Origin of the sequence: Pseudomonas sp. 43A (genome assembly GCF_013363935.1) — a bacterium.
Classification (GTDB): domain Bacteria; phylum Pseudomonadota; class Gammaproteobacteria; order Pseudomonadales; family Pseudomonadaceae; genus Aquipseudomonas; species Aquipseudomonas crudilactis.
In genome coordinates this window covers 570,714-585,027 of record NZ_CP054880.1, presented here as the reverse complement: position 1 = coordinate 585,027, position 14,314 = coordinate 570,714, and the positions used below count along the sequence as shown (strand labels likewise).

Genomic DNA, 14,314 nt, shown 5'->3' with positions numbered 1-14,314 from the left:
CCCTTCGGCACTTTGCGCAAGAATGTCGGCCATTCACACCTGCCTATGGAAATCCCCATGAATGTAATCACCACCGACCTGCCCGGTGTCCTGATCATCGAACCGAAGGTGTTTGGTGACGAGCGCGGTTTTTTCTACGAGAGTTTCAACGCCAAGGCGTTCCAGGATGCCACCGGTCTGGACACGCAATTCGTTCAGGACAACCACTCGCGCTCGCAAAAAGGCGTGTTGCGTGGCCTGCATTACCAACTGCAAAACACCCAGGGCAAACTGGTCCGTGTGACCGTCGGTGAAGTGCTGGACGTGGCCGTGGACATTCGCCGCAGCTCGCCGCATTTCGGCAAATCCGTAGCGGTGCGTCTGTCGGCCGAAAATCATCGTCAACTGTGGGTGCCGGAAGGTTTCGCCCATGGTTTCGTGGTGCTGAGCGAGTTCGCCGAATTCCTCTACAAGACCACCGACTACTACGATCCATCGTCCGAGCGCAGCATTCGCTGGGATGACCCCGCTCTGGGCATCGACTGGCAGCTGGACGAAGCCCCGAAGCTGTCCGCCAAGGATCAAGCCGCAGCGCTGCTCAAGGACGCTGACGTCTTCGCCTGAGGCCGGGCATAATGCGTCTGTCCCTACAGGCGCATTTGGCTCATGAAACCAACCCTCCCCCGCAGACCCCGCTGGCGTAGCCTCGCCCTGTTGGCCCTGTGTCTGGCGCCGCTGCTGTGGCCGCTGGAGCATCTCGCCGAGCGCTATTACCGCAGCGAACTGGCCGGACAGAACCGCCAGACCCTCGACCTGTACGTCGCCAACCTGCTGGGCACCCTGCACCGCTATGAAGTGCTGCCGCAAATCCTTGGCGACCTGCCGGCGCTGCGTGCGGTACTCGGCGCACCGGACGACGGCGTCACCCAAGGCAATGCCAATCGCCTGCTGAAGAACATCGCCGCGCAGACCGGTGCCGAAGTCATGTACCTGATGGACACCAGCGGCCAGACGCTGGCGGCGTCGAACTGGGACAAGCACGACAGCTTTGTCGGCCGCAACTTCTCGTTCCGCCCGTACTTCAGCGAAGCCATGGCCGGACGTCTCGGGCGCTTCTTCGGCCTCGGCACCACGTCGGCCAAGCGCGGTTATTTCTTCGCCGCCGCCGTGCGTAACGGCGAAAAAATCATCGGCGTGCTGGTGATCAAGGTCGATCTCGACCACACCGAAAGTCTGTGGGGCAAAACCCCGGAACAACTGTTGGTCACCGACCACAACGGCGTGGTCATCCTTACCTCGCGACCGGAATGGCGCTTTCGCTCGACCCGTAACTTGAGCGAAGGCGAACGCTCAGCGATCACCGCCATACAGCCCTACCCGACCCGCGAGCCGCGTCCATTGAACCTCAGCCCCAGCGCGTGGCTGATCCAGACCCACGACATCGCCGAAACCGGCTGGAGTGTAAGTATCCTCGCGCCGCGCACGCTGATCGACCGTCCGGTGCGCACCGTGGTTGCGATCGGCGGCGCCACACTGCTGGTGGTGATGCTGTTGCTCGGTCTGATGATGCAGCGCCGCCGCCACTATCTCGAACGCATTGCGTTCGAAGCCAAGGCACGCCGTGAACTGGAAGGTCGCGTGGCGGAACGCACCAGCGACCTCGAAGGCCTCAACCGGCGCCTGAAGGAGGAAGTTCTGGAGCGTGAGCAAGCCCAGCAGGAACTGGTGCGCGCCCAGGACGATCTGGTCCAGGCCGGTAAGTTGTCGGCGCTGGGGACCATGTCAGCGAGCATCAGCCACGAACTCAATCAGCCGCTGGCGGCGATCCGCAGCTACGCGGAAAACGCCGAGGTGCTGCTCGACCATCAGCGCACCGACGACGCACGCGGCAACCTCAAACTGATCAGCGAACTGACCGGGCGCATGGCCTCGATCATTGCCCACCTGCGCGCCTTCGCCCGCCGTGACCGCCACGCGCCGGAAAGTGTTGCCCTGCAACCGGCGCTCGACGATGCCTTGGCGCTGCTAGCCAAACGGCGTCGCAGTATGGAAGTCGAGCTGATCCGCGATCTGCCGGCCGCCACGCTGTGGGTCGAGGCCGGGGAGACCCGCCTGCGCCAAGTACTCGGCAACCTGCTCGCCAACGCCCTCGACGCCCTCACCGAGAAAGGCCCGCCGCGCAAACTGTGGCTGAGTGCCGAATCCACCGCCGAGGGCGTCAATCTGTACATTCGCGACAACGGCCCGGGCTTTTGCATGGAAGCCCTCGGCCGCGCCAGCGAGCCCTTTTACACCACCAAGACCCGCACTCAGGGCCTCGGCCTGGGGCTGGCAATCTGTGAAACCCTGATGCGCGCCTTCGGCGGTGAACTGTCGTTTGCCAACCACAAGCAAGGTGGCGCCTTGATTACCCTGCGACTGCGCGCCGGTGCGCCCGGGGTCAGCCTGCAACCGTCCGAGGATCGAAGTGCATGACCATCGACAATCGCATTCAGGTGGTGTTGATCGACGACGATCCGCACCTGCGTCAGGCCCTCGGCCAGACCCTGGATCTGGCCGGTCTGAAAATTCTGCCACTGTCCGAAGCCAAGGGGCTGGCGGCGCAGCTTGAGCGTGACTGGCCCGGCGTGGTGGTCAGCGACATCCGCATGCCGGGCATGGACGGACTGGAATTGCTCAGCGAATTGCACGCGCAGGATCCGGAGTTACCCGTGCTGCTGATCACCGGCCACGGCGATGTGCCGCTGGCGGTGCAAGCGATGCGTGCCGGTGCTTATGACTTTCTTGAAAAGCCTTTCGCCAGCGACGCACTGCTCGACAGCGTACGTCGCGCCCTCGCCCTGCGCCGCTTGGTATTGGACAACCGCAGCCTGCGCCTGGCCCTCAGCGACCGCAATGAATTGAGTGCGCGGCTGGTCGGCCATTCGACACCGATGCTGCGCCTGCGTGAACAGATCGGTGCGCTGGCAGCGACCAAGGCTGATGTGCTGATCCTCGGCGAAACCGGCGCTGGCAAAGAAGTCGTAGCCCGAGCGCTGCACGACCTATCGAGCCGCCGTAGCGGCCCGTTCGTGGCGATCAATGCCGGTGCACTGGCCGAATCCGTGGTGGAAAGCGAACTGTTCGGCCACGAACCCGGCGCGTTCACCGGTGCGCAAAAACGCCGGATCGGCAAATTCGAATTCGCCAATGGCGGCACGCTGTTCCTCGATGAAATCGAGAGCATGAGCATGGATGTACAGGTGAAACTGCTGCGCATGTTGCAGGAACGCGTCGTCGAACGCTTGGGCGGCAATCAACTGATCCCGCTGGACATCCGCGTGATCGCCGCGACCAAGGAAGACCTGCGTCAGGCTGCCGATCAGGGCCGCTTCCGCGCCGACTTGTACTACCGCCTCAACGTTGCGCCACTGCGCATTCCGCCGCTGCGCGAACGTGGTGAAGATGCGCTGGTGCTGTTCCAGCATTACGCCGATGAAGCCAGCGCCCGCCACGGTCTGCCACCCCACGAACTGCAACCGTCACAGCGCGCCTTGCTGCTGCGCCACACTTGGCCGGGCAACGTGCGCGAACTGCAGAATGCCGCCGAACGATTCGCCCTCGGCCTGGAACTGGCGCTGGATAACGCTGGCGCCGAAGGCAATGGCAGCACCATGGTCGAGGTCATCAATGGCGGGCTCAGCGAGCAAGTAGAAAACTTCGAGAAGTCATTGATCGCGGCCGAACTGGCGCGCTCCCACAGTTCGGTGCGCAGCCTCGCCGAAGCCTTGGGTATTCCGCGCAAGACTCTGCATGACAAGTTGCGCAAGCATGGCCTCAACTTCGGCGACAGCAGCCATGGGGACGAGAACGAATGAGCACAGACACTCGCTATCTGGAGTCGGTCCTGCATCACGACATCCCGCTGACACGGGACATGGGCCTCAAAGTGCTCGACTGGCATGAACAGCAGTTGAGTCTGCATTTGCCACTCGAGCCGAACGTCAATCACAAAAGCACCATGTTCGGCGGCAGCCTTTACTGCGGCGCGGTGCTGGCCGGTTGGGGCTGGTTGCATTTGCGTTTGAAGGAAGAAGGCATCGCCGACGGGCACATTGTGATTCAGGAAGGGCAGATCAGTTATCCGCTGCCGGTCACTGGAGATGCCGTGGCGATTTGCCCGGCGCCGGATTCAGCGGTGTGGAAGAAGTTTCTGGCGATGTATCGGCGTTATGGGCGGGCGCGGTTGACGTTGAATACGCGCATCGTCAACGCGGGCAGTGTTGAGGATGCGGTGACTTTTACCGGGCAGTACGTTTTGCACCGCTGAAGATCAAAAGCCCCTCACCCTAACCCTCTCCCCGAGGGAGAGGGGACTGACCGAGGTGTCTTGCGTTATACATCGACCTGTAAGATCGCAGCGATTATGGATTCAGCAAAGTTCGACCAGGTCGGCGTTGCTCTCAAATATCCTGCGGTCGGCTCCCTCTCCTGGGGGAGAGGGCTGGGGTGAGGGCGATGGCCGGTCAGCCCCCTTAACCCCGGGCCAACTCCAATAACCTCTCCCGCCACGCCGCCTTCGCCGGCAGCGCCAAAAAGAACTCATTGCGCAGCGATTCCCGCGCCGGATAACAGAACGCTTCTCCGCGCAGATCCAACACCTCACCGCCCGCACCTTCCAGCACGCCCTGCGCCGCCGCCGTGTCCCACTGCGAAGTCGGCGCCAGTCGCGGATAGCAATCCGCCGCGCCTTCCGCCACCAGGCAAAATTTCAGCGAGCTGCCAATATTCGCCAATTGCAACTCGCCCAGGCTCGCACTCAATCCCGCCAGCAAGCGCTCCTGCTCGGGACTCGAATGACGACGGCTGGCGACCACGGTAAACGCCTCGCCCGGCCCCGGCACATCACGCACCTGAATCGCAACCGGCGTGCCGTCCTCGTCGCAGCGCCAGGCACCAAGCCCGGCACCTCCGACGTAATAACGACCATTGGTCGGCATCGACACCACGCCAAACACCACGCGACCGTTTTCGATCAGCGCAATATTCACAGTGAACTCTTCGCTGCCGCTGATGAACTCCTTGGTGCCATCCAGCGGATCCACCAGCCACCAGCGCTGCCAGCCTGCGCGCACGCTCTGCGCGATGTTGGCGTCTTCTTCCGACAACACCGGAATGCTCGGATCCAGCGCCGTCAGCCCGGCGAGAATCAGGTGGTGCGCGGCCAGATCTGCCGCCGTCACCGGCGAATCATCGGATTTGGCCGTCACTTCAACGCCAGCGCGCCAGAACGGCAAAATCGCCTCGCCGGCCTGCAATGCCAGCTCAACCACGGGCGCCATCAGCGGGTGGGGAAATTTCATCGACATCTCACTCATGACACAAAGAACCCTCGTTGGGTCAGCAGATCGCGGGCCAAATAAAGTGCCGCCAGCGCGCGTCCTTCGGAAAATTGAGGATTGAGCGCCAGCGACGACAATTCGCGCAGGTTCACCTTATCGACGCGCATCGGTTCAGGCTCATCGCCTTCCAGACGCTCCTCGTACAAATCGGTGGCCAGGACAACCTGAATCTTCTGGCTCATGTAACCGGGAGACAACGACAGCTCGGTCAGATGTTCAAGTTGCCGCGCACCAAAACCGGCCTCCTCCTTGAGCTCACGCTCTGCAGCCGCCAATACATCTTCGCCCGGTTCGATCAAACCTTTAGGCAAGGACAGTTCATATTCGTCAACACCGCCGCAATATTCTTCGACCAACACCGCGTGTTCGGCATCCAGCATCGCCACAATCATCACCGCGCCGTAGCCCGCACCTTTGCCAACCAGACGCTCATAAGTGCGTTCCACGCCGTTGGAAAAGCGCAGCTTGAGTTCTTCGACGCAAAACAGACGACTGGTGGCGACGATCTCGCGGGCAAGTACGGTGGGTTTCTGGCGCATGCAAAGCTCCTTGGCGTGAACGCGCTACTATAACGCGGCTTTCCCGATTGTTTATGTCGGATATCTTTCTACCGTTTCGAGACGTTGCCATGCCTTCATTACCGTGGTCCGACATCGATACCGTTCTGCTCGACATGGACGGCACGTTGCTGGATCTGCACTTCGACAATCACTTCTGGCTGGAACATCTGCCCCAGCGCTACGCCGAACTGCACGGGGTCAGCCGGGCCATGGCCGAGATGGAATTGCAGCCGCTGTTCGAACGCCATGCCGGCCAGTTGCAGTGGTATTGCCTGGATTTCTGGAGTGCCGAACTGAAGTTATCGGTGCGTGATTTGAAGCTCGAAACTGCGCACCTGATCGCCCTGCGCCCGGATGCCGATACCTTTCTGGCGGCGATCAAACGCGCCGGCAAACGGGTGATCATGATCACCAACGCGCACCGCGACTCACTGTCGCTGAAGCTGGAACGGATTGAGCTGGCGCCATATTTCGAGCGGCTGATCAGCTCGCATGATTACGGTTTCCCCAAAGAGAACCCGCAGTTCTGGGATGCCTTGCAGGCAGATATAGGTTTTGATCCGGCGCGTAGCCTGTTTATCGACGATACCTTGCCGATTCTGCGCAGTGCGCGGGATTTTGGTGTGGCGCATTTGTTGGCGGTGAAAGAGCCGGACAGTCGCAAGGGGCCGAAGGACACGGCAGAGTTTGCGGCGGTTGAGGATTATCGGGATTTGATTGCAGGACTTTGATCTTTGTAGGAGCTGCCGAAGGCTGCGATCTTTTGATCTTGTTTGGAAAAATCAAAATCAAAAGATCGCAGCCTGCGGCAGCTCCTACAGGTGTTTTGTGTTACTCAGGAATACGCAGTGTCTGCCCCGGATAGATTTTGTTCACATCCTTGAGCATCGGTTTGTTGGCATCGAAAATTTTCTGATACTTGTTGGCATCCCCGTACACACGCAGAGAAATCGCGCTGAGGGTGTCACCCGACTTGACCACGACAAATTGTGCGGCAGTGACAACCGGGCCACTCACCGTAATCTGATCATCAACGCTGCCAACCCCAGCAATATTGCCCACCGCCAGCAAAATCTTCTCTTTCTCTTCCTGACTCGCAACTTCACCGGTGACGGTCACTTTGTCGCCATCCACCGTCGCCTGCACATTCGGATTGCCCAGACCGACCTTGCTGATGTGTTCCTTCAACTGCTCACTGGCATTGGCGTTGCCCGGGGTCAGCAGATCGATCAGCTTCTCACCGGCTTCTTTCACAAAGCTCAAAAGACTCATAGCGCACACTCCTTGATTTGGGTTCCAGACGTCCAAGCCTAGACCACGACAGACAAACCCGGTTCCAAGCCGACCAATGACCCTGCCACCGCGCAAGCGGTAGAATCGCCAACCCCTGCCAGCGCCCGGAGCGAAGATGGACATCAAGCAGCTGAAATTCCTCATCGCCCTCGACGAAACCCGCCACTTCGGCCAGGCCGCCGCGCGTTGCCACATCACCCAGCCAACCCTGTCGATGCGCCTGCGCAGCCTCGAAGAAGAACTCGACCTGCCGCTGGTCAACCGTGGCCAGCGCTTCGAAGGCTTCACCGCACCGGGCGAGCGGGTGCTGGCGTGGGCACGTTTGGTGATGGCGGCTTATGACGGCTTGCACGCGGAGGCGGCGGCCTGTCGTGGCAACCTCATCGGTACGTTGCGCCTAGGGGTGGTTCCACTGTCGAGTTTCGATCCGCTGCCGTTGATGCAAAGCCTGCACACTGCACACCCGAACCTGCGATTTGAAATGTCGGCGCTGAGTTCCGAGCAGATCCTCGAACATCTGGCGAACAACCGCATCGACCTCGGTGTGTCCTATCTTGATCGTCTGGATAACGAACGCTTCGAATCCCTGGCCTTCAGCGAAACCCGCATGGGCCTGCTCTACGACCAGCGCACCTTCACCTTCGGCGACGCACCCTTGAGCTGGCAATCGCTGATCGAACTGCCGCTGGGCATGCTCACCAGCGGCATGCATTTCCGTCAGTCCATCGACCACAACTTCCACAGCCGTGGTCTGACCCCGCAACCGTTGCTGCAAACCGACGCCGTCCATCAATTGTTACAAGCCGTGCACGGCGGTTTTTGCTGCGCGATCATGCCGCTGGACGGCGGGCTGGAAAAACTCACCGATCACCTGCGCCTGCAACCCATCGAAAACGCCCGGACCCTCGCCCCGCTTGGCTTGATCATGCGCCGTGGCGCCCCGCGTTCAGCGCTGGCCGAGGCCTGTTTCGCGCTGTATCAGAAATCGCCAACGGCTTCTTGATCGACGGCATCTATCGATAGATCGACACTAGCGATTAGACGCGACAACTTGCCGCGCCTAGTCTTAACGTTGATCAAACCGTCGGTGATGCCATGAACGCCAAGCGCCCAGCCTGCGCGGCGCCTGCACTTGAAACGCCCGCGCCTGCCGCCAGCCAGACCTACAGTTACAGCGATTTACCCCGCGAAGAATCGGCCAGCACTGCGCTGGCCGAGGAAGTCGCGTTGGCGATCGCCTATAACGGCATCAGTCAGGCAGTGATGCTGGTGACACCGACCGACCTGGAAGACTTCATCGTCGGCTTCAGCCTCGGCAGCGGCATCATCGAGGACGCGACCGACATTTATGACCTGCAACTGACCGGTGCCGGCTCCGCGCAATACGCGCAAGTGACCATTGCCAACCGTGCGTTCTGGAACCTCAAGCAGCAGCGCCGGCAAATGGCTGGCACCAGCGGTTGCGGATTGTGCGGCGTTGAAGCGGTCGAGCAAGCACTACCCGATCTGAAGGTGTTGCCCGGTGCGCCATTGCCGCCGATTGAGTGGCTCGATGGTCTGCGCCAGCGCATCGGTGCATTCCAGCCGTTGGGTCAGTTTTGCGGCGCGGTGCATGCGGCGGTGTTCATGAACGCCAGCGGTGAATTGCTGCTCGGTCGCGAAGACATTGGCCGGCACAACGCCCTCGACAAACTGATCGGCGGACTGATCCGGCAAAAGATATCCACAGAAGGCGGACTGGCAATTGTCACCAGCCGTTGCAGCCTCGAATTGATCCAGAAAGTCTTGCGCGCCGGCATCCAGACCCTGGTCAGCCTGTCCGCACCCACGGGCCTTGCCGTGCAGTGGGCCCGTCGACACAACCTCAATCTCATCCACCTGCCGCAGAAAAGTGCGCCGCGGGTGTATAGCCCTGCGATGGAGAATCAAGCGTGAGCCAACATCATCAAGCCGACCAGAAACCTGTCCCGCGCTACAAGCCTTACAAAGGCGCCGCCGGCGGCTGGGGTGCCCTGATCAGTGTGGCCCAGGCCTGGTTGACCAGCGACAACGCGCTGAAAAACCTGCGCATGATGCTCAAGACCAACCAGAACGGTGGCTTCGACTGCCCGGGTTGCGCCTGGGGTGATTCGCCGGAAAGCGGCATGGTCAAGTTCTGCGAGAACGGCGCGAAAGCGGTGAACTGGGAAGCGACCAAGCGTCGTGTGGACGCCAAGTTCTTCGCTAAACACAGCGTCACTTCGCTGCTGGAGCAGAGTGATTACTGGCTCGAGTACCAGGGCCGCCTGACCGAGCCAATGGTCTACGACGCCGAAACCGATCGCTACAAGCCGATCAGCTGGGACGACGCCTACACGCTGATCGCCAAGCACCTGCAAAGTCTGCCGAGCCCGGATCTGGCCGAGTTCTACACCTCGGGTCGCGCCAGCAACGAGGCGGCGTACCTGTATCAGCTGTTCGTGCGCGCTTATGGCACCAACAACTTCCCTGACTGCTCGAACATGTGCCACGAGGCCAGCGGCGTCGCCTTGGCGCAGAGTGTCGGCGTCGGCAAAGGCACCGTGACCTTCGACGATTTCGAACACGCCGACGCGATTTTTGTCTGGGGCCAGAACCCCGGCACCAACCACCCGCGTATGCTCGAACCGCTGCGTGAAGCGGTGAAACGCGGCGCGCAAGTGGTGTGCATCAACCCGTTGAAAGAGCGTGGCCTGGAACGTTTCCAGCACCCGCAACACCCGATTGAAATGCTCACCAACGGTGACAAACCGACCAACACTGCGTATTTCCGCCCGGCACTCGGCGGCGACATGGCGTTGCTGCGCGGCATGGCCAAGTTCCTTCTGCAATGGGAGCGAGACGCACAGAAAGCTGGCACGCCTGCGGTGTTCGACCATGACTTCCTCAACGCCCACAGCGCCAACGTGCTGGAATATCTCGGTGTGGTCGATGACACGCCGTGGGAACAGATCGTCGAGCAATCCGGCCTGACCCTCGTAGAAATCGAGCAGGCTGCGCGCATGTACGCCAAGGGCAAGAACGTGATCATGTGCTGGGCGATGGGCATCACCCAGCATCGCCATTCGGTGCCGACCATTCAGGAAATCGCCAACCTGATGCTGCTGCGCGGCAACATCGGCAAACTTGGCGCCGGCCTGTGCCCGGTGCGCGGCCACAGTAACGTGCAGGGCGACCGCACGATGGGCATCAACGAGCGTCCGCCGGTGGCGTTCCTCGATTCGCTGGAACGACGCTTCCAGTTCAAGGTGCCGCGCCACAACGGCCACAACGTGGTTGAAGCGATCCACGCAATGGCTGAGGGTCGCGCCAAGGTCTTCATCGGTCTGGGCGGCAACTTCGCCCAAGCCACGCCGGATAGCCCGCGTACCTTCGCCGCACTGAGCAATTGCGACCTGACCGTGCAGATCAGCACCAAGCTCAACCGCAGCCACCTGGCTCACGGTAAAGACGCACTGATCCTGCCGTGCCTCGGTCGGACCGACATCGACATCCAGACCGAAGGCCCGCAAGCGGTCACCGTGGAAGACTCGTTCAGCATGGTTCACGCTTCCAACGGTCAGTTGCAGCCGCTGTCGAACCAGATGCGTTCGGAGCCGTCGATCATCGCCGGCATCGCTGCCGCCACGCTGGGCAGCAAACCGGTGGACTGGAACTGGCTGGTGGCCGATTACGGGCGCATACGCGACCTGATCGCCGACACCATTCCCAACTTCAAGGAATTCAACGAGAAGATCAAAAACCCGGGCGGTTTCTACCTCGGCAACAGCGCTGGCGCGCGCAAGTGGAATACGCCGTCGGGCCGGGCCAACTTCCGCGCGAACATGCTGCCGAAAGATCTGGTGCACGAGCGCACCCGCGCCACCGGGCAACTGCCAGACCTGATCCTGCAATCGATGCGCTCCCACGATCAGTACAACACGACGATTTATGGTCTCGACGACCGTTATCGCGGGGTCAAGGGCCAGCGTGATGTGTTGTTTGCCAACGAGGCAGACATCATTCGTCTGGGCTTCCGTCCGGGGCAGAAGGCCGACATTGTTTCGATATGGGACGATGGTCGCGAGCGTCGCGTGAAGGGCTTCACGCTGCTGGCGTTTGATATTCCGGCGGGACAAGCGGCGGCGTATTACCCGGAAGTGAATCCGCTGGTGCCGCTGGAAAGCACCGGGGATGGCAGCCATACGCCGACGTCGAAGTTCATTGCGATTCGGCTGGAAGCGGCGAGTGAGACCGGGTTGATCATGGCCAAGTCTGCTTGATGCCGTGACTGACTGACCCCTTCGCGAGCAAGCTCGCTCCCACATTGGAATGCAGTTCAAATGTGGGAGCGAGCTTGCTCGCGAAGGCGTCGGTTCAGACAATACCTTTCTAAGCTCGAACGCTTTTCCAACGCCCACAAAAAAGGCCGCTTTTTCACAAAAGCGGCCTGTCCGAAGTAGCTAAAGACCGGCGAAAAACGGTTAAGTTCCGGTGAAAAAACAGCAACTTGCAAAATTGTATACAAGTCGTGTTATTCGTCGGATTTCGATTGTCACGCTTGTTACACAGCCTCAGGATCGGCGCCGTCATCCCTTTGAGGCTCATCTATGAAGTTCTCCTCGATTCTCTTGTTGTCCCTTGGCCTGGTCAGTGGTTTTGCTTCCGCAGGCGGCACCACCGAAGCAGGTGTGGGCGGCGCATTGGGCGGGGTTCTTGGCTCGGTCGTCGGTCAGTCCTTAGGCGGCAATACAGGTTCCACCATCGGCGCGGCCTTGGGCGGCGCGGGTGGTAGTGCGGTCGGCGCCGACAAACGCAGCCGTGGCGAAGCCGCCATCGGTGGTGCGCTGGGCGCAGCCGGCGGTAACGTAGTCGGCCGCAGCATGGGCGGCACCACCGGCAGCCTGATCGGCTCCGCAGCAGGTGGCGGCGCCGGTGGCGCGCTGGGCAACTACATGGGCAACAAGAGCGATGACGACGATCGTCGCTACGACCGTCGTCATGATGATCGTCGCTACTACCGCGACGACCACCGTGGTCGCGGCCATGCCTACGGCCACCGCAAGCATCACAAGTACTATCGCCATCGTTAAGGCGAATGCTTGAATAAAAATCGCAGCCCGAGGGCTGCGATTTTTTTTGCCTTTCTCAAACCACCAGACGCTCGAGCGCCTCGCGCAAGCGGGCAGGGATCGGCACCGGCTGATTGCTCGCCCGATCGACGAATACGTGAACGAAGCGCCCCGCCGCATACGCTTCACTTTCGCCGACCTTGAACACCGCCAGTTCATATTGCACCGAACTGTTGCCCAACTTGCCGACCCGCAGACCGATCTCGATCAAGTCCGGGAACGCAATCGATGCGAAATAATCGCACGCCGAACTGACCACAAAACCCACCACCTCACCGTCATGGATATCCAGACCACCGACCTGTATCAGGTAGGTGTTCACCGCCGTGTCGAAGAAGCTGTAGTAGGTGACGTTGTTGACGTGACCGTAGGCGTCGTTGTCGTGCCAGCGTGTGGTGATGGGCTGGAAGTGCGGGTAGTCGGCGCGTTGAGGGGTGGACATGGTTGGGCTGGTTCTCCTGTTTTTCAGTGAGGCCGCTTGCCCTCACCCTAGCCCTCTCCCAGAGGGAGAGGGGACTGACCGAGGTGTTTTCTCGGAATACACCGACCTGAACTGTCGAGTCGAACTTACATGTTGAAAGCCACGCAGATCGGCTCCCTTTCCCCCTCGCCCCCTTTGGGGGAGAGGGCTGGGGTGAGGGGGATCGATTCTGGCGGCGACATCACATTTGAGCAAACCCCTTCCCTTGCGCCGCCAACTCACCAATCAACCGCGCCGGTTTCCACTGATCGCCCTGCCGCGTCTCCAGCGCCAGCAAGCGCTGATGAATATCCGCCAGCCCTTGCTGATCCGCCCACGCCATCGGCCCGCCCTTGTCCGCCGGGAATCCGTAGCCATTCAGATACACCAGATCGATGTCGTGCGCCGACTCGGCAATGCCTTCCTGCAAAATCTTCGCGCCTTCATTGACCAACGCTAACAGGCAGCGCTCCAGAATCTCCTCAGGACCAATCTCGCGACGTTGAAAGCCCAGCCCCTCGCTGACCTGCAATACCAGCGCATCGACCTCAGGATCGTGTTCCGCCTGACGACTGCCCGGCTCGTAATGGTAATAACCGTTGCCGGACTTCTGGCCAAACCGCCCCATCTCGCACAAGCGGTTATCCACCTGAACCTGCGGCGCATCCTGGCCCTTGCCGGCCAGCTCGCGTGCACGCCACTCCAGATCGATGCCGACCACGTCGTACATGCGAAACGGTCCCATGGCAAAACCAAAGCCTTGCAGCGCCGCGTCGACCTGTTGTGGATAAGTGCCTTCGAGCAACATCTTGCGCGCCTCCAGCACATACGGATGCAGCATGCGATTGCCAATAAAACCGTGGCAGTTGCCCGACACCACACTGACCTTGCCCATGCGCTTGCCTAGCGTCAGCGCCGCCTCCAGCGCGGCCGGCGAAGTCTGCGCACCACGAACAATTTCCAGCAGCTTCATGATGTGCGCCGGGCTGAAGAAATGCAGGCCGAGCACTTGCTCAGGACGTCTGGTCGCCGCAGCGATCGCATCGATATCCAGCGCCGAGGTATTGCTCGCCAACAGTGCCTCAGGCTTGAGCAAGCCATCCAGCTCACGAAAAATCTTCTGCTTCAGCTCAAGATTTTCGTACACCGCCTCGATCACCAGATCGACATTGCGAATCGCCGCATAATCCGCCGCCGCACTGACCCGAGCGATACGTGCATCCGCCTCGGCCTGATCAATCCGCCCCTGGCGAACGTTGTGTGCATAAGTCTGGGCGACGGTGGCGAGTGCCTGTTCAAGCATCTGTGGATTGTTATCCACCCACTGCACGCTCACGCCGGCATTGGCCAGGCACATGACAATGCCACGGCCCATGGTGCCCGCGCCGATTACGGCGGCCTGCTGAATATCGAACGATGTCTGGCTCATGTTGTTCTCTTGTTGGCGATCCAAAGACTGGACTCACCATAGTCAGCCAACGACGGTTTTTGAAGTTTATTACCGTGATGATC

14 protein-coding genes are annotated in these 14,314 nt (G+C 60.7%); 9 read left to right on the top strand and 5 right to left on the bottom strand.

Translation table 11 applies throughout. From position 1 onward, the window contains the following. Nucleotides 1–57 precede the first annotated feature (57 nt). The 4 genes from rfbC to HUW52_RS02530 are packed head-to-tail and all read left to right on the top strand — an operon-like array spanning nt 58 to nt 4,288. Nucleotides 58–603 carry a dTDP-4-dehydrorhamnose 3,5-epimerase gene (gene rfbC, locus HUW52_RS02545; RefSeq protein WP_016986300.1) on the top strand — a complete coding sequence of 182 codons (546 nt, stop codon included), beginning with the start codon at nt 58–60 and terminating at the stop codon, nt 601–603. Between the two features lie 42 nt (nt 604–645). Further along, nucleotides 646–2,454, top strand: coding sequence for an ATP-binding protein (locus HUW52_RS02540; RefSeq protein ID WP_016986299.1), 1,809 nt, complete (start codon nt 646–648; stop codon nt 2,452–2,454). After that, nucleotides 2,451–3,836 (top strand): sigma-54 dependent transcriptional regulator, encoded by a 1,386-nt coding sequence (locus tag HUW52_RS02535; RefSeq protein WP_175552892.1) that lies wholly within the window; start codon nt 2,451–2,453, stop codon nt 3,834–3,836. The genes HUW52_RS02540 and HUW52_RS02535 overlap by 4 nt, the downstream gene beginning before the upstream one ends. After that, complete coding sequence (locus tag HUW52_RS02530) at nt 3,833–4,288, top strand: YiiD C-terminal domain-containing protein (RefSeq protein ID WP_175552891.1); 456 nt, start codon at nt 3,833–3,835, stop codon at nt 4,286–4,288. The genes HUW52_RS02535 and HUW52_RS02530 overlap by 4 nt, the downstream gene beginning before the upstream one ends. 205 nt (nt 4,289–4,493) lie before the next feature. Here HUW52_RS02530 and cysQ read toward each other — a convergent pair whose 3' ends face one another. Next, a complete protein-coding gene (cysQ, locus tag HUW52_RS02525) occupies nt 4,494–5,321 on the bottom strand; it encodes a 3'(2'),5'-bisphosphate nucleotidase CysQ (RefSeq protein WP_175552890.1) in 828 nt (275 codons plus the stop codon). An 11-nt stretch (nt 5,322–5,332) separates the two neighbouring features. Beyond that, entirely contained in the window at nt 5,333–5,899 is a 567-nt protein-coding gene (nudE, locus tag HUW52_RS02520) for an ADP compounds hydrolase NudE (protein ID WP_016986407.1), read from the bottom strand. A gap of 89 nt (nt 5,900–5,988) precedes the next feature. Here nudE and yrfG point away from each other — a divergent pair, with 89 nt between their 5' ends. Continuing rightward, complete coding sequence (yrfG, locus tag HUW52_RS02515) at nt 5,989–6,651, top strand: GMP/IMP nucleotidase (RefSeq protein WP_016986406.1); 663 nt, start codon at nt 5,989–5,991, stop codon at nt 6,649–6,651. Between the two features lie 100 nt (nt 6,652–6,751). Here the strand turns inward: yrfG and lysM are convergent, their stop codons facing one another. After that, nucleotides 6,752–7,192: a peptidoglycan-binding protein LysM gene (lysM, locus tag HUW52_RS02510; RefSeq protein WP_016986405.1), complete on the bottom strand. Its 441-nt coding sequence runs from the start codon at nt 7,190–7,192 to the stop codon at nt 6,752–6,754. A gap of 136 nt (nt 7,193–7,328) precedes the next feature. Here lysM and HUW52_RS02505 point away from each other — a divergent pair, with 136 nt between their 5' ends. The 4 genes from HUW52_RS02505 to HUW52_RS02490 all read left to right on the top strand — a co-directional run bounded on the left by HUW52_RS02505 (nt 7,329) and on the right by HUW52_RS02490 (nt 12,303). Beyond that, complete coding sequence (locus HUW52_RS02505; protein WP_175552889.1) at nt 7,329–8,216, top strand: LysR family transcriptional regulator; 888 nt, start codon at nt 7,329–7,331, stop codon at nt 8,214–8,216. Between the two features lie 92 nt (nt 8,217–8,308). Next, a complete protein-coding gene (gene fdhD, locus HUW52_RS02500) occupies nt 8,309–9,148 on the top strand; it encodes a formate dehydrogenase accessory sulfurtransferase FdhD (RefSeq protein WP_016986403.1) in 840 nt (279 codons plus the stop codon). Next, nucleotides 9,145–11,493: an FdhF/YdeP family oxidoreductase gene (locus tag HUW52_RS02495; protein WP_175552888.1), complete on the top strand. Its 2,349-nt coding sequence runs from the start codon at nt 9,145–9,147 to the stop codon at nt 11,491–11,493. Before fdhD ends, HUW52_RS02495 begins: the two co-directional genes overlap by 4 nt. A gap of 327 nt (nt 11,494–11,820) precedes the next feature. Further along, the gene (locus HUW52_RS02490) at nt 11,821–12,303 is read left to right on the top strand and encodes a glycine zipper domain-containing protein (RefSeq protein ID WP_016986401.1); all 483 of its coding nucleotides are present in this window, start codon (nt 11,821–11,823) and stop codon (nt 12,301–12,303) included. A gap of 55 nt (nt 12,304–12,358) precedes the next feature. Here HUW52_RS02490 and HUW52_RS02485 read toward each other — a convergent pair whose 3' ends face one another. Then, the gene (locus HUW52_RS02485) at nt 12,359–12,784 is read right to left on the bottom strand and encodes a thioesterase family protein (RefSeq protein ID WP_175552887.1); all 426 of its coding nucleotides are present in this window, start codon (nt 12,782–12,784) and stop codon (nt 12,359–12,361) included. A gap of 220 nt (nt 12,785–13,004) precedes the next feature. After that, complete coding sequence (locus tag HUW52_RS02480) at nt 13,005–14,231, bottom strand: 3-hydroxyacyl-CoA dehydrogenase (RefSeq protein ID WP_175552886.1); 1,227 nt, start codon at nt 14,229–14,231, stop codon at nt 13,005–13,007. Nucleotides 14,232–14,314 lie beyond the last annotated feature (83 nt).